Source organism: Streptomyces venezuelae (assembly GCF_008642355.1).
Lineage (GTDB): Bacteria > Actinomycetota > Actinomycetes > Streptomycetales > Streptomycetaceae > Streptomyces > Streptomyces venezuelae_B.
In genome coordinates this window covers 2,362,931-2,380,127 of the sequence record NZ_CP029193.1, presented here as the reverse complement: position 1 = coordinate 2,380,127, position 17,197 = coordinate 2,362,931, and the positions used below count along the sequence as shown (strand labels likewise).

The 17,197-nt window shown below is 72.4% G+C and carries 17 protein-coding genes; 5 read left to right on the top strand and 12 right to left on the bottom strand.

All coding sequences use genetic code 11. The features are described 5' to 3' along the window. Positions 1–242: 242 nt before the first annotated feature. The gene (locus DEJ47_RS10975; RefSeq protein WP_161236512.1) at positions 243–866 is read left to right on the top strand and encodes a superoxide dismutase family protein; all 624 of its coding nucleotides are present in this window, start codon (positions 243–245) and stop codon (positions 864–866) included. A gap of 112 nt (positions 867–978) precedes the next feature. Here DEJ47_RS10975 and DEJ47_RS10970 read toward each other — a convergent pair whose 3' ends face one another. The 4 genes from DEJ47_RS10970 to DEJ47_RS10955 form a co-directional block, all read right to left on the bottom strand. Next, positions 979–1,434: a DoxX family protein gene (locus tag DEJ47_RS10970; RefSeq protein ID WP_150167305.1), complete on the bottom strand. Its 456-nt coding sequence runs from the start codon at positions 1,432–1,434 to the stop codon at positions 979–981. Between the two features lie 79 nt (positions 1,435–1,513). After that, a complete protein-coding gene (locus DEJ47_RS10965) occupies positions 1,514–3,424 on the bottom strand; it encodes an FAD/NAD(P)-binding protein (protein WP_150167303.1) in 1,911 nt (636 codons plus the stop codon). 130 nt (positions 3,425–3,554) lie between these two features. Then, complete coding sequence (locus DEJ47_RS10960) at positions 3,555–5,228, bottom strand: alkaline phosphatase D family protein (protein ID WP_150167301.1); 1,674 nt, start codon at positions 5,226–5,228, stop codon at positions 3,555–3,557. A gap of 95 nt (positions 5,229–5,323) precedes the next feature. Further along, a complete protein-coding gene (locus DEJ47_RS10955; protein ID WP_150167299.1) occupies positions 5,324–6,004 on the bottom strand; it encodes an HNH endonuclease family protein in 681 nt (226 codons plus the stop codon). Positions 6,005–6,550: 546 nt separating this feature from the next. Here DEJ47_RS10955 and DEJ47_RS10950 point away from each other — a divergent pair. Further along, the gene (locus DEJ47_RS10950; RefSeq protein WP_150167297.1) at positions 6,551–7,132 is read left to right on the top strand and encodes a TMEM165/GDT1 family protein; all 582 of its coding nucleotides are present in this window, start codon (positions 6,551–6,553) and stop codon (positions 7,130–7,132) included. A gap of 210 nt (positions 7,133–7,342) precedes the next feature. Next, entirely contained in the window at positions 7,343–8,032 is a 690-nt protein-coding gene (locus DEJ47_RS10945) for an HAD-IA family hydrolase (RefSeq protein ID WP_150167295.1), read from the top strand. A 40-nt stretch (positions 8,033–8,072) separates the two neighbouring features. Here DEJ47_RS10945 and DEJ47_RS10940 read toward each other — a convergent pair whose 3' ends face one another. Beyond that, complete coding sequence (locus DEJ47_RS10940) at positions 8,073–8,954, bottom strand: peptidoglycan-binding domain-containing protein (protein ID WP_150167293.1); 882 nt, start codon at positions 8,952–8,954, stop codon at positions 8,073–8,075. Between the two features lie 252 nt (positions 8,955–9,206). On the opposite strand from DEJ47_RS10940, the gene DEJ47_RS10935 reads away from it, so the two are divergent. Then, entirely contained in the window at positions 9,207–11,276 is a 2,070-nt protein-coding gene (locus DEJ47_RS10935) for an MFS transporter (protein ID WP_150167292.1), read from the top strand. 6 nt (positions 11,277–11,282) lie between these two features. Here the strand turns inward: DEJ47_RS10935 and DEJ47_RS10930 are convergent, their stop codons facing one another. From DEJ47_RS10930 to DEJ47_RS10910, 5 genes are all read right to left on the bottom strand, one after another. Continuing rightward, positions 11,283–11,813 carry a GNAT family N-acetyltransferase gene (locus DEJ47_RS10930; RefSeq protein ID WP_150167291.1) on the bottom strand — a complete coding sequence of 177 codons (531 nt, stop codon included), beginning with the start codon at positions 11,811–11,813 and terminating at the stop codon, positions 11,283–11,285. 73 nt (positions 11,814–11,886) lie between these two features. Further along, on the bottom strand, positions 11,887–12,204 hold the full coding sequence (locus DEJ47_RS10925) for an antibiotic biosynthesis monooxygenase family protein (protein WP_150167290.1): 318 nt from the start codon (positions 12,202–12,204) through the stop codon (positions 11,887–11,889). A gap of 125 nt (positions 12,205–12,329) precedes the next feature. Beyond that, positions 12,330–12,677, bottom strand: coding sequence for a hypothetical protein (locus DEJ47_RS10920; protein WP_150167289.1), 348 nt, complete (start codon positions 12,675–12,677; stop codon positions 12,330–12,332). Then, on the bottom strand, positions 12,670–13,371 hold the full coding sequence (locus tag DEJ47_RS10915) for a hypothetical protein (RefSeq protein WP_223828305.1): 702 nt from the start codon (positions 13,369–13,371) through the stop codon (positions 12,670–12,672). Before DEJ47_RS10915 ends, DEJ47_RS10920 begins: the two co-directional genes overlap by 8 nt. Before the next feature lie 125 nt (positions 13,372–13,496). After that, a complete protein-coding gene (locus DEJ47_RS10910; RefSeq protein ID WP_150167287.1) occupies positions 13,497–13,901 on the bottom strand; it encodes a DUF1992 domain-containing protein in 405 nt (134 codons plus the stop codon). A 111-nt stretch (positions 13,902–14,012) separates the two neighbouring features. Here DEJ47_RS10910 and DEJ47_RS10905 point away from each other — a divergent pair, with 111 nt between their 5' ends. Then, positions 14,013–14,405 carry an FHA domain-containing protein gene (locus tag DEJ47_RS10905; protein WP_150167285.1) on the top strand — a complete coding sequence of 131 codons (393 nt, stop codon included), beginning with the start codon at positions 14,013–14,015 and terminating at the stop codon, positions 14,403–14,405. Between the two features lie 22 nt (positions 14,406–14,427). Here the strand turns inward: DEJ47_RS10905 and DEJ47_RS10900 are convergent, their stop codons facing one another. Then, the gene (locus DEJ47_RS10900) at positions 14,428–15,105 is read right to left on the bottom strand and encodes an O-methyltransferase (RefSeq protein ID WP_150167283.1); all 678 of its coding nucleotides are present in this window, start codon (positions 15,103–15,105) and stop codon (positions 14,428–14,430) included. A gap of 539 nt (positions 15,106–15,644) precedes the next feature. Continuing rightward, positions 15,645–17,051: a glycine betaine/L-proline transporter ProP gene (gene proP, locus DEJ47_RS10895; protein ID WP_150175551.1), complete on the bottom strand. Its 1,407-nt coding sequence runs from the start codon at positions 17,049–17,051 to the stop codon at positions 15,645–15,647. Positions 17,052–17,197 lie beyond the last annotated feature (146 nt).

Below are 17,197 nucleotides of genomic sequence, written 5' to 3'. Positions count from 1 at the left end.
CGTAACTCCCCGTTACTCCCCGATCGGCAGCGCGTTGCCGCTGTTGTCGCGGAGTACGGCAGGGGCGGCCTTGGTGACAGCTGTACAGCGTACGCCGCATGCGGGGCGCAGAGATCCACTGGGGCTTAGATGTTCCCTACATCACGTTCACCCGGCTGCCTCCCCCGATGCGGCGTACGGCCCCGAAGTCCCGTACGAACGAGGAGACGGCGGCACGCGAGCGAGGGATGTGGGTGCGGGCGATGGTGACGGCGACAGTGGCCAGGGCGCGGGTCGTGACGGGCGCGGTGGCGGTGGCGGCGGTCGTGCTGGCCGCGAGTGGCGGCCCCGTGGGCGCGGCGCACGCGGCGGCCGGTTCCGCATGGGTGAGGGCCGAGGCGTGGTTCGCGCCGCCCGCCGCCTTCATCCCGTCACCGGCGGTGACGTACGACACGGCCCTGGTGCCCGCGGCGTCGTGGATCGAGGTCGTGCAGCGCGGCGTCGAGGGCGGCGACACGGCCGTGATGCTGCGGGTCAAGGGGATGAAGGCGGGGCACGCGTACGGCGTGCACGTGCACCAGAAGCCGTGCGCGGCGAATCCGGAGGCGGCCGGTGGCCACTACCAGCACCGCGTCGACCCGGTCCAGCCCTCGGAGGACCCCGCCTACGTCAACCCCGAGAACGAGGTGTGGCTCGACTTCACCGCCGGAACGGATGGCTCCGGGAAGGCGACCGCCCGGCACGGCTGGGGGTTCAGGCCCGGGGAGGCGGCCTCCGTCGTGCTGCACGACGAGCCGGGCGGCGCCGGTGACCGGGCCGCGTGCTTCACGGTGCCGTTCGCGGCCCTCCCCGAGGCGCAGGAGTCGGACGGGGCGTGGGGGGTGTAGGGCGACGGGCGTGGGTCGTCGGGCGGCTCGGGGCGCGTACGGCGACGGCGCCCTCTTCCCCGTACGTGCCGGGGAAGAGGGCGCCGTCAGGTGCCGGGGCGTGCCGCGCGGGTCAGGCCGCGACCGGCGTGCGCTTCGCGTCCGCGTCCTCCTTGTCGCCGCTCTCGCCGCGCGAGGCGAAGAGCCGGTCGAGGCCGAGCGCGCCGGACCCGGTGAAGACGAAGAGCAGCATCGCCCAGCAGAAGATGGCCGCGGCCTCGCCGCCGTTCTCCATGGGCCACAGGGCCTCGGGCTGGTGGACCTTGAAGTAGGCGTAGGCCATCGAGCCGGACGAGACGAACGCGGCGGCGCGGGTGCCGAGGCCGAGCAGGACCAGGATGCCGCCGACGAGCTGGATGACGGCCGCGTACCAGCCGGGCCACGTGCCGGCGTCGATCGTGCCGCCGCCCGCGGCGCCGCCGAGGACGCCGAAGAGGGACGCGGCGCCGTGGCAGGCGAAGAGCAGGCCGATCACTATGCGGAACAGGCCGATGGCGTAGGGCTGGGCGCTGTTGAGACGTCCAGTCATGGTGGGGGACTCCTTCGGTTGGGGGACGGTAACCGAGCGGAGGCCCAAGATTAGGGCAACCTAATTAGTGCTTGCAAGTTCAACATTCGGTCATTCGGAGGTTCCGCTTCGGCTCGGTGCGAGGTTCGGGAGGCGCCGCGGCGGTGCCGACGGCCGTGCGCAGGGCGGCCCGCGCCACCGCGTCGGCGTCCGCCAGCGTCACCGAGTCGACGCCGGGTCTCGCACCGGCCGCGGTCACCCAGTGAACCCCTTCCGTGGGCACGCCGAACGCGAACAGGCGGGCGTGGGAGCGCCCTTGACGGTCAATCAGGCGGTAGGGGCGAGGGGTCACGTCCAGGCCTCCGGTTTCGTACCCGTCGACCACATGGGTCCGGCACCTGCCGTCCGCGAGGAGGTCCCGCAGCAGTGCGTCGCCGGTGCGCCGCAGGTCCGGCTCCGGCAGCCGTGCCTCGATCAGGGAGGTGACCCGGACGGCCGAGTCCGGCACGTCGGGGGAGTGCGCGAAGAAGGACCCGCCGTCGGGCCGCACCGTCAGACGCGGTCCGAGCACGTCCAGGACCCCCGCCTCGATCAGGGCCGCCATCTCCTCGATCCGGCGGCGCGGCGGGCCGATGGAGAGGAAGGCGTTGAGCGGCGTGTACCAGCGGTCGAGGTGGTCGCGGCGCGAGGCCCCGGAGAGCCCGCCGTGGTCGACGATGCCGCGGAGCTCGTTGCGCAGATCGCGGAGCACGTCGAGCGCGGCCTTCAGCGGCCCCGCGACATTGCCGAGCGCGGCCTGCGCGGCGTCCTCGCGCAACCGCCCGAGCAGCCACGCGCGGTGCTCCCTCGGGGAGGCGAAGGGCAGGGGCGGGTGCGGTGCGGAGAGCCGCTCCCAGGACCAGCGGTCGGCGCCGCCCACACCGAACTCGTCCAGCACGAGGCGCTCCTCCGGGCTCCCGTGCGCGGTCGCGAGGAACCGGTCCCGGAAGTCCCGCACCCCGACCAGCGCCATGTAGTAGACCGTCTCGACCTCCTTCGCGATCAGCGGCCATATCTCGGCGAGGAAGTCGGGCGCGTCACCGCTGTCCGCGCGCTTGCGGAAGCGGGCGACCGCGTCGGCGGTGAGGACGGCCGGCTCGTGGCGGCCGTAGGGGCCCTTCGCGTTGTCGCCGCGCGCCTGGTAGGGGACGCCGCGGCGCGATCCCGCGTACAGGCGCGGCTCGCGGCCCGACGGCTCGTACCGCAGGGTCCCGTCGGGCGTGCGTACGTACCGGCCGCCGCGGGCCTCCGTCAGGAGCGCCATGTGGTCGAAGAAGTTGAGGCCGAGGCCGCGCAGCAGGACCCGCTCGCCGGGGGCGATGACGGACAGGTCCAGGTCGGCGGGGTTGGCGGGCGGGAAGTGACGCAGGCCGTGCCGGGCCGCATGGGCCGCCAGACGCCGCTGCTCCGGGCCGGCGGCCGTCGGCAGGTGGCCCTGCGCGAGGACGACCGCGGAGAGCCCGGACAGTTCGATGCCGTCGTCCAGTACGAGGGTCTGGAGGCCGTCGGCCGTCTCGTCGAGGCGCACCGCGCGCGCCGCGTGCACACGCACCCGTACCGTGCCGGGGGCCCGCCGCACCGCCTCCGCGAAGACCCACTCCAGATAGCGGCCGTAGCAGGCACGGGTCGGATAGTCGTCGGGCCCGAGCCCCGGGACCCGCCCCGCGGCGGCCCATTCGTACAGGCTCGGGCCCGTGCGTATCGGCCCCGAGCAGTCGACGCTCGCGTCGGTGAAGAGGGTCACCTGGGAGGCGACCGTGTTCATCAGGAGCTCGGCGGGCTGCGCCGTACGCCACACGCGGCCCGCGCCCGGCGGGTCCGGGTCCACGACGTGGACCGTCAGGTGTGTCCCGGACGCGAGGAGTTCGTCCGCCGACGCGCAGAGGCGTTCGAGCACGCTGGTGCCGCGGGGGCCCGCCCCGACGAGGGCGAGCGCGGGTGCACGTACAGACGTAGACGCAGACGCAGACAAAAGCGTGACTCCCGGGGCATTGCGGACGCTGGAACCGGACGGTCCGCCTCATCATGCCGTCGGCGCCCCCGCCGTCGAACCCCGCCCGTGTAAGGGACTCGTGTCCCGGGAACACCACCCCTTCACGTATTCACGTGAGTCGCCTCTCCTCCGCGGTCTCCAGCCGTACGCCCCCGCCCCGCACCGTCCGCGCCTGATCGAGGCGCAGCCGGGCCGAACGGCCGCGCAGCGTCAGGGTCATGAGCTGGTTGCCGAACCAGGGTCCGCCCGTCCTGCGCCAGTCGATGCCCGCCTGCGACACCTTGGCGTGCCGGGCGAACCGTCGTCCGAGGCTGCGTCCCACCCGGCTCCAGCCGAAGCGGAACCCGAGCCTGATCGACTTGGGGATGGAGTTGTGGACGGGCGAGCAGGTCAGCTGGAGCACCCGGGCGTCGGGCCCGTTGCCCGCGGGCCAGCTCGGCTCGGCGACGTAGGCGTGGTGGACGTCGCCGGAGAGCACGCAGATCGTCGCGGGTGCCCCCGGCCCCGAGCCCGCCTCCGCGATCAGCGCGGTCAGCGCTTCGAACGAGGCGGGGAAGGCGGCCCAGTGCTCCAGGTCGGAGCGCCGGCGCAGGTTCTCCCCGAACCGGGCCCACCGCTCGCCGCGCTCACCGCGGCACAGCGCGGCGTTCCACCCCTCGGCGTCGTGGATGAGGTGGGGGAGCAGCCAGGGCAGCGAGGTGCCGATGAGGAGGTGGTCGTACGTCCCCGGATCCGCGAGCGTCTGCTCGCGCACCCACTCGGCCTCGGCGGCGTCGAGCATCGCGCGCTCGCCCTCCGCGAGGACACGGGCGGCCCGGGTGTCCACCATGAGGAGCCGGACCCGCCCGAAGTCCCGCCGGTAGCTCCACCGGGCGGCGCCCGCGTCCGCGTCGGCCGCGGCGGCGAAGGCCCGCAGCACGTCCGTGCCGTCGTGGGCGGCGCACACGGAGGCGTACAGCTTGTCGCGGGCCAGCTCGTCGGGCGGCAGATTGCCGAGGTGCTGGTGGACCCAGTACGACATGAGGCCGCTCAGGATCCGCTCGCGCCACCAGGGCGTGGCCCGCATCTCGGCGACCCAGGCGGCGCTGGTGTTCCAGTCGTCGATCACGTCGTGATCGTCGAAGACCATGCTGCTGGGCACGGTCGACAGGAGCCAGCGCACCTCCGGGTCGAGCCAGGACTCGTAGTAGAGGTGCGTGTACTCCTCATAGTCCGCGACCTGGGCCCCCGGGGGACCGGTCAGGTCGCGGCGGGCCGCGAGCCAGCGCTGGGTGGCCTTGGAGGTCTGGTCCGCGTACACCTGATCGCCCAGGAGCAGCAGGACGTCCGGGCGCTCGGCGGCCGGGTCGGCGGCGATGTGGGCGGCGAGCGTGTCCAGCGCGTCGGGCCCCACCGGGTCGTGCTCGCCGGAGGGTGGTGCGGCCCACCGGCAGGAGCCGAACGTGACCCGCACCTCATCGGCGGCCTCACCGCCCGCACCGGGCGCGGCGGGCGCGCGGATGGTGCTCGGGGGGAAAGGCGCATCGGGCAGCGGCCATACGGCGGCCGCGGCCTCCGCGCCGTCGCCGAGCCGCACCTCGTACGCCGTCTCCGTGCCCGGGGTGAGTCCGGTGACCGGGACGAGCGCGTAGTGGTGGCCGGAGATCTGGAAGGTCCGGGCCGTGCCGCCCGCGCCGTCCGCGCACCGCACCTCGGCGGTGCAGGGCCGGTCGGCCTCGACCCAGACGGTCGCCGTGGAACCGTCGACGTACCTCAGCAGTGGACCCAGGCGCAGCCGTGGCACAGGTGATCACCCTCCTCCGTCGCCCCGTACGGTACGGAACGACGGGGAGGAGCGGGCCGGTTCCGCGAGAACCGGCCGACGATTGCGGGAACGGTTCAGCAGCCGCTGAGGACCGAGGAGAGCTTGCTCTTCTCCTCGGTGTTCACGGTCAGCTTGTAGTGGTGCTTCACGTCCACCCACATCCGGGCGTAGTAGCAGTGGTACGAGGCGGTGGGCGGCATCCACTCCGCCGGGTCCTTGTCGCCCTTGGCCTGGTTCACGTTGTCGGTCACGGCGATCAGCTGCGGCCGGGCCAGGTCGTTGGCGAAGCCCTCGCGCTGCGCGGTGGTCCAGCCGTTCGCGCCGGACTTCCAGGCCTCGGAAAGCGGCACGACGTGGTCGATGTCGAGGTCGGACGCGACGGTCCAGGTCGCGCCGTCGTAGGCGGACTTCCAGGTGCCGGAGGTGGCGGCGCAGCTGGAGTCCTGCTCCACGTTCGTGCCGTCGCGCTTGAGGACGACCTCGCGCGTGTTGCAGGCGCCGGACTGCGTCTTCCAGTGCGGGAACTTGTCGCGGCTGTAGCCGTCGGAGGAGCCCTCGGCCTTGACGGTGAGGTCGGCGAGGTAGGTCCGTGCGGTGGCGGCGCTGACCGGGGCCGGGGGAGCGGCCTGGGCGGAGGTGCCGGTGAGGAGGGTGGCGGCGGTGGCGAGGACGACGGCTGCGGCGGCGAAGGCGGGCCGGGTACGTCGGGTGCGGGCGGTGTGCCGGGTGCTTCGACGCGCGTAGACAGCGGGCATGCGAACTCCCTTGATGTGGGGGGCGGTTGACCGGTGGAGCGGTCAGCGTCGCGGGTCGGGGTTACGGACGGATGTGCGTCCAGTGACAGGGTCGCGTCAAAGAGGTGCCGACTTCAAGAGTTCTGGCGCGGCGTCAAGTGCATTGGGCGGGACGGAAGTTGCATTCCCGCGCATTTCCCGCGCGTTGTGGGGCGGCCAGTGACCCGGGTCACTCCGGCGCGGGACCGAAAGCCCCTGGCCGCGACCTGTGCGCCGTCCCGTACGATGGACGGCGCAGAAGGGGAGTAGCTCTTCGCCGGACCGTCGACATACTGCTCAGCTCGTCTGAGCCGGCGCCCGGAGGCAGGCCCCGCGGGGCAGGCCAGCGAGACCTTCGGCAAGCAGTGCAGGCGTACGCATCACATGACGCGTACGTCGTGACGTCCACATCCGTGTACGTCCAGACGTCCACACCCGTGTGCGTCCGTGTGCGCTGCCGTGCCGAGGTGTCGTACGCGAAACGGTGGAAGACTCTCGGTGGGGCGGCCCCGACCGATTGAGGAACCCTTGATCAGCATCAGCGTGACGGCGCTCGTCTTCGGCGTCGTCTTCCTGGCCGAGCTGCCGGACAAGACGGCACTGGCCGGTCTCGTCCTCGGCACGCGCTACCGCGCCTCCTACGTCTTCGCCGGTGTCGCCGCCGCCTTCACCGTCCACGTGGTGCTCGCCGTCGCGGCGGGCAGCGTCCTGACCCTGCTCCCGCAGCAGCTGGTCCACGCGCTGACCGGCGTCCTCTTCCTGGCGGGTGCGGCGATGCTGCTGCTCAAGGGCGGTGAGGACGAGGAAGAGGTCAAGCAGCCCGAGAACCAGAGCTTCTGGAAGGTGTCCGGCGCGGGCTTCATGCTCATCCTCGTCGCCGAGTTCGGCGATCTGACGCAGATCATGACCGCGAACCTGGCCGCCCGCTACGACGACCCGCTCTCCGTGGGCCTCGGCGCGGTGCTCGCCCTGTGGGCGGTGGCCGGGCTCGGCATCGTCGGCGGCAAGGCGCTGATGAAGCGGGTGCCGCTGGCGCTCATCACGAAGATCGCGGCCCTGCTGATGCTGGGGCTCGGGGTGTGGAGCCTTTACGAGGCGATCGCCGGGTGACGGCGGGCCGGGGGCCCGGTCGGCCGCCCTTCTCGGCGCGTCCTTTTTGGGGCGCTTGGGCGGTGTGACCTGCGGCGTTGGCTTTTGCGGCCCGCGTTTTGTACCGTGCAGGAACAAAGTGGCTCCGCCCGTACTCCCTGACCGGCGGGCGGGGCCGCCTTGATCTTCGCCTCGTTCTTCCGCCGCCACTTCTGCGCCTGGAGCACTTCCATGACGGCCACGGCCACGACCGCCGACCTTGTCGCACCCGTCCTGACCGCCCGCGCCGTCCTCCTCGACATGGACGGCACCCTCGTCAACTCCGACGCCGTCGTCGAACGCTGCTGGCAGCGCTGGTCCGCGCGGCACGGCCTCGACTTCGACGAGGTCATCGAGGTCGTCCACGGGCGGCAGGGCTACGCGTCCATGGCGGTGCTGCTGCCCGAGCGGCCCATGGAGGAGAACTACGCGGAGAACCGCGAGATGCTCGCCGCCGAGACCGCCGACATGGAGGGCGTCGTCCCGGTTCCGGGCGCCCCCGCGTTCCTGGCGGCCCTGACCGACCTGGGCCTGCCGCACGCGCTCGTGACCTCCGCCGACGTGCCGCTGTCCACCGGACGCATGGCCGCGGCCGGGCTCGCCCTGCCGGACGTGCGGGTGACCGCGGAGAGCGTCGGCGCGAGCAAGCCGGACCCCGAGGGGTTCCTCAAGGGGGCCGCCGCGCTCGGCCTCGACCCGGCCGACTGCGTCGTCTTCGAGGACTCCGAGGCGGGGATACGCGCCGGGCAGGCGGCCGGTATGCGCGTCGTGGGCGTGGGCCCGCGCGCCGGGCGCTTCGGTCCCACGGTGCACGTCGACGACCTGACGACGGTGGGGGTCGCCGACGCGGGTGACGGGTCGATACGGCTCACGTTCGGCTGAGCCCTCCCTCTCCCCGCGCAGCCCCCTCGCGGGGCTCCTCTCAGGGTTCCGTCGTCTCCGACTCCAGGCTGCGACGCGTCTCGCGCCCGTACACACCCGGCGCATCGTCCCTGAGGCCGCGGGCCCACTGGTAGCGACGTACGGCCGCCGTGACCTCGTACGTGTACGAGCCGTCCCGCTCACCCACGTACAGGTACAGCTGCGCCAGCCTGCCCTGCAACTCCCTGACCTGCGTCCCCTTGTCCCCCTGCCGCAGCGTCGCGTCGGCCGTCCCGCGGGGCGGTGACGCGGACGCCTCGACCGAGCCCGTCGCCCGCGCGGTCGACGGCGGCACGGACGAGGGCGAGACCGGGGACGGGGGCGCCGTCGCGCGGGTGGGAGACGCCGACCGCGAGGGCCGGACGCTCGGCGAGGCGGCAGAGGCGCGCGAGGACGACGTACGCGGGTTCGTGGAGGGTGCCGCGGGCCTGGTCGGGTCCGCGTGGGCCGACGCGACATCGTCCGGCAGCGCCCTGTCCCGGGTCGGCCCGCCCGAGGCCGACGAGAGCAGCCCGACCGCGAAGACGGTGGCGGCGGTCACGGCGGTGACGGCGCCGGCGAGGGCGAGCAGGGCGAGGGGGCGTTTGCGGAGACTCCGTTTCTCGTGCGAACCGGCGCCTCCGTGCAGGTCGGCCTCGGCTGCCGTACCCGTACCGGCATCCGTCCCCACCTCCCCACCTGCGGCGACGGGGCGTACACCCCAGGCCGCCACCGGAGGGCGGCCCGCACTGGGAGCGGTGTCCTCGCCCCGGGGACGCCCGCCGGACGACCCGGCGGGATCGGGGAGCGAAACGTACGGCCGTATCCGCAGCGGATCGAAGTCCGCCGCGGCGGCAGCGGCGGCCGACCGCGCCCGCGCCCGGTCCACGGCGTCGCCCTCCACGCCGCCTCCGCCCCTTGCGCCCCCCTCGCCCCCTGTGCCGCCTCCGTCCTCAGCGGCCCGTTCCTCGTCTCCCGGTCCGGCCACGGCCGGTCCTCCCCTCGTACGTCTCGTACGCCTCGTACCTCTCGTACGCACCGCCGTCCCGTCCGCCCCCGGAGCATCCAAGGATTATGCAGAGCCTCGCTTCAACAGGCCATAACGGGAGACACGGACCAGGATGGAAAGAGACCGCGGACCCCTCGGGAGGTGTCCATGCCGCAGGAAGTCAGTGCCCGCCCCATCGGGGAGGGACCCGGCCCTGTCCCCGTACACACAGGCAACGGGCATCCGCCCGGAGGCGTACTGATATCCATCGGCGCGCTGCTGCTCGGCATGCTGCTCGCGGCGCTCGACCAGACCATCGTCTCCACCGCGCTGCCGACGATCGTCAGCGATCTCGGCGGCATGGACCATCTGTCGTGGGTCGTCACCGCGTACATGCTGGCCGCGACGGCCGCCACCCCTCTGTGGGGCAAGCTCGGCGACCAGTACGGCCGCAAGAAGCTGTTCCAGACCGCGATCGGGATCTTCCTCGTCGGGTCGGCGCTGTGCGGCATGGCGCAGAACATGCCGCAGCTCATCGGCTTCCGCGCGCTGCAGGGACTCGGCGGCGGCGGCCTCATGGTGCTGTCCATGGCGATCGTCGGCGATCTCGTGTCGCCGCGCGAACGCGGCAAGTACCAGGGCCTGTTCGGCGCGGTCTTCGGTGCGACGAGTGTCCTCGGACCGCTGCTCGGCGGGCTGTTCACGGAGCACCTCAGCTGGCGCTGGGTCTTCTACATCAACCTGCCCATCGGCGTGATCGCACTCGTCGTCATCGCCACCACCCTGCACATCCCGGTGCGCGGCACCCGGCACACCATCGACTACCTGGGCACCTTCCTCATCGCGTCCGTCGCCACCTGCCTCGTCCTCGTCGCCTCGCTCGGCGGCACCACATGGTCCTGGGGATCACCGCAGATCATCGGGCTCGCGGTGCTCGGCGTGGTGCTCGCCGCGGTGTTCGTGGCGGTGGAGCGCAGGGCCGCGGAGCCGGTCCTGCCGCTCAAGCTCTTCCGGATCCGCACCTTCACCCTGTCCGCGGTGATCAGCTTCATCGTGGGCTTCGCGATGTTCGGGGCCATGACGTATCTGCCCACGTTCCTGCAGGTCGTGCAGGGGGTCACGCCCACGATGTCGGGCGTCCACATGCTGCCCATGGTGGCGGGCATGCTGCTCTCCACCACGGCGTCCGGGCAGATCGTCAGCCGTACGGGCCGCTGGAAGGTCTTCCCGGTCGCGGGCACGGCCGTCACCACGATCGGCCTGCTCCTCCTCCACCGGCTGGACGAGAACAGCGGCACCGGCGAGATGAGCGTGTTCTTCTTCGTCTTCGGCCTGGGACTCGGCCTCGTCATGCAGGTCCTCGTCCTCATCGTGCAGAACGCCGTCAGCTACGAGGACCTGGGTGTCGCCACGTCCGGCGCGACGTTCTTCCGCTCCATCGGCGCCTCCTTCGGCGTCGCGATCTTCGGCACGATCTTCACGAACCGGCTCGGTGACAAACTGACCGACGCCCTCGCCGGGCAGCAGCTGCCGCCGGGCCTGAGCGTGAGCACCCTGGAAGCGGACCCGCGCGGCATCGCACGGCTCCCGGCCGACCTGCGCCCCGACGCCCTGCACGCGTACGCCTCATCGATCACGGACGTCTTCCTCTACGCCGCGCCGGTCGCCTTCGCCGCCTTCGTCCTCGCCTGGTTCCTGCGCGAGGACAAGCTGCGCGCCTCGGTCACGGCGCCCGACCCGACGCAGACGCTGGCCAGCAACCCGGTGGAGCGTTCGTCGTACGACGAGTGCGCGCGGGCCCTTTCGGTGCTGGGGACGCGGGAAGGCAGGCGCGCGATCTACGAGAAGATCACGGCGCGGGCCGGCCAGGACCTGCTGCCCGCGTCGAGCTGGCTGCTCCTGCGCATCGCCCGGCACGGCTCCGTGGAACCCGGCGTGCTCGCCGAGCGCACCACGGTGCCGCTGACGGTCATCACGGCGGCGGCCCGCCAGGTCGAGGAGCGGCGGCTCGCCCGGCGACGCGGCCTGGAGATGGTCCTCACTCCCTACGGCCACGAGGTCGCGGCCACGCTGGCCAAGGCCCGCGAGGAGTCCCTGTCGGAGCTGCTCGGCGACTGGTGGAACCCCGACCGCCCCACGGACCTGAACCGGCTGGTCGCGGAGCTCAGCTCCGAACTGTGCGGCTCGGAGTCGGAGCGGCCGCGGGACGGCGGGGCGACGGTGGTACGCGCGGCGTGACCGCGGTCAGCCCAGCTCCTTGCGGAACCAGTGCTCGGCGTACGGCCGCACGGTCAACGGCTCGGTCTCCACGTATCCGTGCCGTGCGTACAGCGCACGGGCCTCGACGAGATCCGTACGGGTGTCGAGGACGACCCGCTCGGCCCCGAGCGAGCGGGCGGCGTCCTCGGCGGCGGCGAGGAGGACGGCGGAGCCGCCCTTGCCGCGCATGTCCTCGCGTACGAAGACACGCTTGAGCTCGGCGGTCGACGCGTCGAGCATCCGCACACCTGCGGTACCGACGGCCTCGCCCCCGTACCGCGCGACGAGCAGCACCCCGTCGGGCGCGGCGAGATCGCTCCCGCTCTCGGCGGCGATCTCCCGCTCCAGCTCGGCGGGTTCGGTGACCCGCCCCTCGTGCAGCAGATACCAGCGATCGCTGACCTCGGTGTAGTACGCACGCCAGAGCGCGCGAGCGGCATCGGAGTCATACGCCTCGGCCGCGACACTCCAGGTCGCGGCGTCGGGGGTGGGGGCGACGGTGACAGGCTCGGTCATACGCGCATTCTGAGCCGAGGGGGACGGGGTCCCGCAAGGGATTTGCCCCCGGCCCGCCCCGCGGCGTCGCGCGCTACTCGCCCTTGGGGGCTGCCTGCTGGACGACCTCGAAGGACCAGACCGAGGAGCCGCTCGCGGCCGGCTTCGGGCGGTCGCCGCCGCCCTGGTGGGCCGACTTCATGGGGCCCTCCATCCATGCCTGGAACGACTCCTCGTCACGCCAGCGCGTGTAGACCAGGTAGTCGTCGGTGCCCTCGATGGGGCGGAGGAGTTCGAACCACTCGAAGCCGTCGGAGTTCTCCACGGCGCCGGCGCGGGAGGCGAAGCGCTTCTCCAGGGTTTCGCGCTGGTCGGCGGGGACGGTGAGGACGTTGATCTTGACTACGCTCATACGCCCATCCTGCCGTACGGAGGTGTCGGAGCGGCGTGAGCCCCGGGACCCTGCGGCCGGATGTCACGGAGGTCCGGCGGGCGGGGTCCCGGGGCTCGGTCCGGGGGCCTGTGATGGGCCTGCTGTTACAGGCGGAGGAGGCGTTCCGCTGTCTCGCGGTAGTCCTGGAGGGCCAGGCGGAGTTGTTCCGTGTCGCCCGCCGGGGCCGTCTCCGAGGTGGCGGCCGGGGTGCCGGTCTCGCCCGGGGGGACTTCCGCCGCGTGGGACTGCCACGTCGTGCGCAGGGCGTTGCGCCGCTCCGTCAGGGTGTGGGTGAGGTCGGCGATCGCCTCCTCCAGGATGCGGTCCGCGTTCTCGACGGCCGCGCGCGGGCCGTCCACGAAGCCGTTGACCGCGTTCTGGAGCCGCAGCGCCAGCTTGTCGCGTGCGTCGATCGGGAAGAGAGCGGTCCCTTCGGGATGTACGTCAGCCATGCTGAACTCCCTTGTGGGTGATGCCGGTCGAGCGCTTACGGGTGTCGTGCCGGTCCGTCGTGGAGGTCGTGGGGGTCGCGTCGGTGTCGGAGCGGTGCTCGGCCACCAGCGCCTCGAAGAGCCCGCGCGCCTCGAGCAGCGCCGCGCGCATCTCCTCGGTGCCGGCGCCGCCGGTGCGCTCCACGCCCGTCGCCTCCGTGCCCATGGGGTCCGTGCCCATGGTGCCCGTCGTGCCGAGGGCCGCGCGGTGCACCTTGCGGTAACCCTGGACGTGGTGGGCGTGGTGGACGGAGAGCGCGTCGATCTGGTCCTCGTAGTGCCCGGCGTCGGGGAAGCCGCGGGCGCCGGCCAGCTCGGCGATCAGGCGGTCCGCCTCGGCCACCGCCTCGCGCGGGGAGTCGACGAAGCGCTCCTGGGCCACGGTCCAGCGGGCCGTGTACTGCTCACGCGCGGCGGGGTCCAGCGGCCGCACACGCAGGGAACCGTGGCGCTTCACCCGCTCGCCGAGGTCGCGCTCGGCGGCCTTGGTGTCGCCGTCGTGGCGGGCGACCGCGCGGTCGTACTCGGGTCCGAAGCGGCGCTGCAGACCGCGCCTGCCGCCCGCACCCTGTTGCCTGCGGTTCAGCACGACGAACGCGGCGGCGGCGATGACGACGACGGCCACGATCAGCAGAATGATCATGAGTGTGGACATGGGTGGGTGCCCTTTTCGGCTCGGGGATCGGCCTGGGGCGCGGGGCCCGGCAGAGGCCCCGACACCCGTTCCCCGGAACGAGTTGCCCGGAATCGGGCCGCCAAACGACCCGTGCGCGCCGTGCCTCAGCGCGGGTGGCGGTCCCGCCAGTCGCGGGCCACCTCGTCGACGTCGTAGGGGGCGAGGCCGAGCGGCGGGCCCGGCGGTGGCGTGCGGAGTGCGGCGCGGATCTTCTCGTTGAGTTCCGTCACGAGCCTGCGCGCCACGCGTTCGGAGGGCGCGTCGGCGGCAGCGGCCATGGTGTCCTCGGCCTCTTTGCGCAGGGCGAGCGTGGGGGAGAGGCAGGAGAGGCCCTCGCGGGCCATCTTCCGTTTGACCCACCACATTTCGTCGTACGTGGGGTCGGGGCCCTCGGGAAGCGGCCGGCCCCTCCCCGGCAGGGACGCGAAGTCCCCGCGTTCTTCCGCCTCGCGGATCTGCTTGTCGATCCAGGACTCGAAATTGACTCCGGGTGGCTTGCGCTCGGTCATGGGTCCATTGTCCCAGGGAGGTCGTGCGCCCGCCCGGCGGCCCCTAGGATGCGGCAGCGCGAGAACCGTCAATCACGTGCGTGCCGTGGTGAGTTGAAGGAGCGTGTCCACGTGCTGGAACTGACCATGGCCTCGGTGTCCGAGGCGGACGCGGGCGCCACCGCGGGCATGCTGATGGCCGAGGCGCCGAGCCGGCCGGGTGCGGTGCTGCGGGTCGGGCGGGACAGGAACGTGTGCCGTCTGGTGACACCCGACGACTGGCTGTTCGTCTCCCGTACGCATCTGGAGTTCCGCTGTGGGCCCGACGGGGCGTGGTCCGTGAGCTGGCTGCGCGGTTCGAACCCTGATCCGGCGTCCGAGGTGCGGCTGCTGTCCGGCGGTACGGCGCGGGCCCTCGTGTACGGAGGGGCCGCGCCGTTGGTCCGGGGTGGCTCCGGGGAGGTCGTCATCCAGGAACGGTCCGGGCCGCGGAGCGTGAACGTCGGGTACTTCCACGAGGGTTGAGGGGACGGGTTCCTGTGCGAGGTCAGGCGAGTACGCGGGCCAGCGCGAAGCCGTCGTAGCCCTTGCTGCCCACCGTCTGCACCGCCGTGCCGGTCAACTTCGGGTGTTCCGCGATGAGTTCGAGTGCCGAACGGGTGCCGAGGATGGCCGGGTCGGTGCTGGCGGCGTCGGTCACCGCGCCGCCCCGTACGACGTTGTCGAGGATGATCAGGCTGCCGGGGCGGGTGAGTTCGAGCGCCCACCGCAGGTAGTGCGCGTTGTTGGCCTTGTCGGCGTCGATGAAGACGAGGTCGAAGGGCTCGGGGTGCGCGGCGTGTTCGGCGCCGAGCACGGTGAGCGAGTCCAGGGCGGGGCCGACGCGGACGTCGACGATCTTGTCCAGGCCGGCGCGGGCGAGGTTGCCGCGGGCGACGTCGGCGTGCTCGGGGTTGTACTCGAGGGTGACCAGGCGGCCGTCGGCGGGGAGGGCGCGGGCCAGCCAGATGGTGCTGTAGCCGCCGAGGGTGCCGATCTCCAGAATGCGGCGGGCGCCCTGGATCTGGGCGAGGAGGTGGAGCAGCTTGCCCTGGTTCGGGGCGACGGCGATGGGGGGCAGGCCGGCGGTTTCGCTGTCGCGGAGGGCGGCGGTCAGGGTGGCGTCGGCGGGGGTGAGGAGGGCGGTGAAGTAGTCGTCGACGGAGTCCCACTGTTCCTGGGTCATGTGTCCTGACGTTCCCTTCGGCTGAGCGGTGGTCGGACTGTACGACTGTCCCGTCAGTTTCGCAGGGTGGGGCAGGGCGTGGGGGTCCCCCGGGGTGGGGGGCGGCCAGTTGTGTGTTGTCTGCGGGTGGGCTTTGGCTGGTCGCGCAGTTCCCCGCGCCCCTAGGTCGTCCCCCGCATGCACCCCGGATTGTGAGCCTGGGCGGTTCCCCCGCGTGCATCCCGCATTGCGGGCCTGGGTCGTTCCCTCCCTTACGCGCGCCGCTTCGGGGCCTAGGCAGCCCCCCTCACGCGCGCCGCTTCGTGGGCCCGGGTGGTTGCGCTTGTTTGCGCCGTTTCGGGAGGTCGGGTGTCGTGCGCGGAGGTGGGTTGCTCAGGGGCGCGGGGAACTGCGCGATCAGCCACCGGCGGCTCGCAGGCAACCCGCAAGCCGCAACCGGCTGCCACGCCACGCCCCGCCCCGCCCCGCAGGGGGCGAACCCTGCCGCCACGCCCCGCCTCACCCCGCAGGGGCGAGGCCCCGTTCCGGGGTGCGGGTGGTCACCTGGTGCCGCGCAGAGCCATCGTCCTCGCCTCGGCCACCGTCTCCACCGCCGGCGGCGAACCCGGCAACGGCTTGCGGGCCGATTCCGTCATGTACCAGACGGCGATCCCGCCGATGACTGCCGCCGCCATCATGTAGTACGCGGGCATCATCTTGTCGCCCGTCGCGCCGATCAGCGCCGTCACGACCAGCGGAGTCGTACCGCCGAAGACCGAGACGGAGATGTTGAAGCCGATGGAGAGGGAGCCGTAGCGGACCTTCGTGGGGAAGAGGGCCGGGAGGGCCGACGGCATCGAGGCCGTGAAGCAGACCAGGAGCATGCCGAGCGCGCCGAGGCCCAGGGCGATCGCCCACAGGGAGCCGTCACGGATCAGGAGGAGCGCCGGGACCGAGAGCACGAAGAAGCCCGCGCAGCCCGCGGCGATGACCGGGCGGCGGCCCACCCGGTCCGTGAGCGCCCCCATGAACGGCTGGGCGCACATCATCAGTGCCATCACGGCCAGGATGACCAGGAGGCCGTGCGTCTCGTCGTACTTGAGCTCGCTGGTCAGGTAGCTCGGCATGTACGACAGGAGCATGTAGTCCGTGACGTTGAAGACGAGGACGAGGCCCATGCAGAGGAGGAGAGCCTTCCACTGGCCCGTGACCATGTCGCGCAGCCGCACCTTCGCGCGGGTCTGCTCGGACTGGTGGGCCTTCTCGAGTTCCGCGGCGAACGCCGGGGTCTCCTCCAGTTTCATGCGAAGGTAGAGCCCGATCAGGCCCATCGGGCCCGCGATCAGGAACGGGATGCGCCAGCCCCAGGACAGGAGGTCGTCGGAGGAGAGCAGGGCCGTCATCAGGGTGACCAGGCCCGCGCCGCCGATGTACCCCGCAAGCGTGCCGAACTCCAGCCAGCTGCCGAGGAAGCCCCGCTTCTTGTCGGGCGCGTACTCGGCGATGAACGTGGAGGCGCCCGCGTACTCGCCGCCCGTCGAGAAGCCCTGCACCAGGCGGGCCGCCAGGAGCAGCACCGGCGCCCAGACGCCGATCGACGCGTACGACGGGATCAGGCCGATCGCGAACGTGCCCGCGGCCATCATGATCATGGTGAGCGCGAGGACCTTCTGGCGGCCGACGCGGTCGCCGAGCGGGCCGAAGACCATGCCGCCGAGCGGCCGGATCAGGAAGGCCGCGGCGAACGCGCCGAACGTGGAGAGCAGCTGCGCCGTCGGGTTGCCCGAGGGGAAGAAGACCTTGCCGAGCGTCACGGCGATGTAGCTGTAGACCCCGAAGTCGAACCACTCCATCGCGTTGCCGAGGGCGGCCGCCTTCACCGCGCGCTTCACCATCGCGGGGTCCGTGACGGTGACGTCGGCGGTGGCGCCCTGGCGGGGGGCTGTTTCGGCGCCCGGTCCGGGCAGGGGTGCGTCCGACGGCTCGGGCTTCCGTAGTGCGACGGGGGTGGCGCTCGCCAAGGGTTCGCTCGCCTGCTTTCGGTCGACGACAAAGACAGGGGCCGCACCCGGTGACCCGGAGCGGCCCGAAAAGCGACCATAGGGGCAAGCGG

What these genes read in the sequence shown, in the direction of transcription:
- DEJ47_RS10900 (WP_150167283.1), bottom strand. Translation starts at nt 15,105, where the DNA reads ATGACCCAGGAACAGTGGGACTCCGTCGACGACTACTTCACCGCCCTC.
- DEJ47_RS10955 (WP_150167299.1), bottom strand. Translation starts at nt 6,004, where the DNA reads ATGCCCGCTGTCTACGCGCGTCGAAGCACCCGGCACACCGCCCGCACC.
- DEJ47_RS10930 (WP_150167291.1), bottom strand. Translation starts at nt 11,813, where the DNA reads ATGACCGAGCCTGTCACCGTCGCCCCCACCCCCGACGCCGCGACCTGG.
- DEJ47_RS10925 (WP_150167290.1), bottom strand. Translation starts at nt 12,204, where the DNA reads ATGAGCGTAGTCAAGATCAACGTCCTCACCGTCCCCGCCGACCAGCGC.
- DEJ47_RS10975 (WP_161236512.1), top strand. Translation starts at nt 243, where the DNA reads ATGGTGACGGCGACAGTGGCCAGGGCGCGGGTCGTGACGGGCGCGGTG.
- DEJ47_RS10970 (WP_150167305.1), bottom strand. Translation starts at nt 1,434, where the DNA reads ATGACTGGACGTCTCAACAGCGCCCAGCCCTACGCCATCGGCCTGTTC.
- DEJ47_RS10945 (WP_150167295.1), top strand. Translation starts at nt 7,343, where the DNA reads ATGACGGCCACGGCCACGACCGCCGACCTTGTCGCACCCGTCCTGACC.
- DEJ47_RS10920 (WP_150167289.1), bottom strand. Translation starts at nt 12,677, where the DNA reads ATGGCTGACGTACATCCCGAAGGGACCGCTCTCTTCCCGATCGACGCA.
- DEJ47_RS10910 (WP_150167287.1), bottom strand. Translation starts at nt 13,901, where the DNA reads ATGACCGAGCGCAAGCCACCCGGAGTCAATTTCGAGTCCTGGATCGAC.
- DEJ47_RS10915 (WP_223828305.1), bottom strand. Translation starts at nt 13,371, where the DNA reads ATGTCCACACTCATGATCATTCTGCTGATCGTGGCCGTCGTCGTCATC.
- DEJ47_RS10935 (WP_150167292.1), top strand. Translation starts at nt 9,207, where the DNA reads ATGCCGCAGGAAGTCAGTGCCCGCCCCATCGGGGAGGGACCCGGCCCT.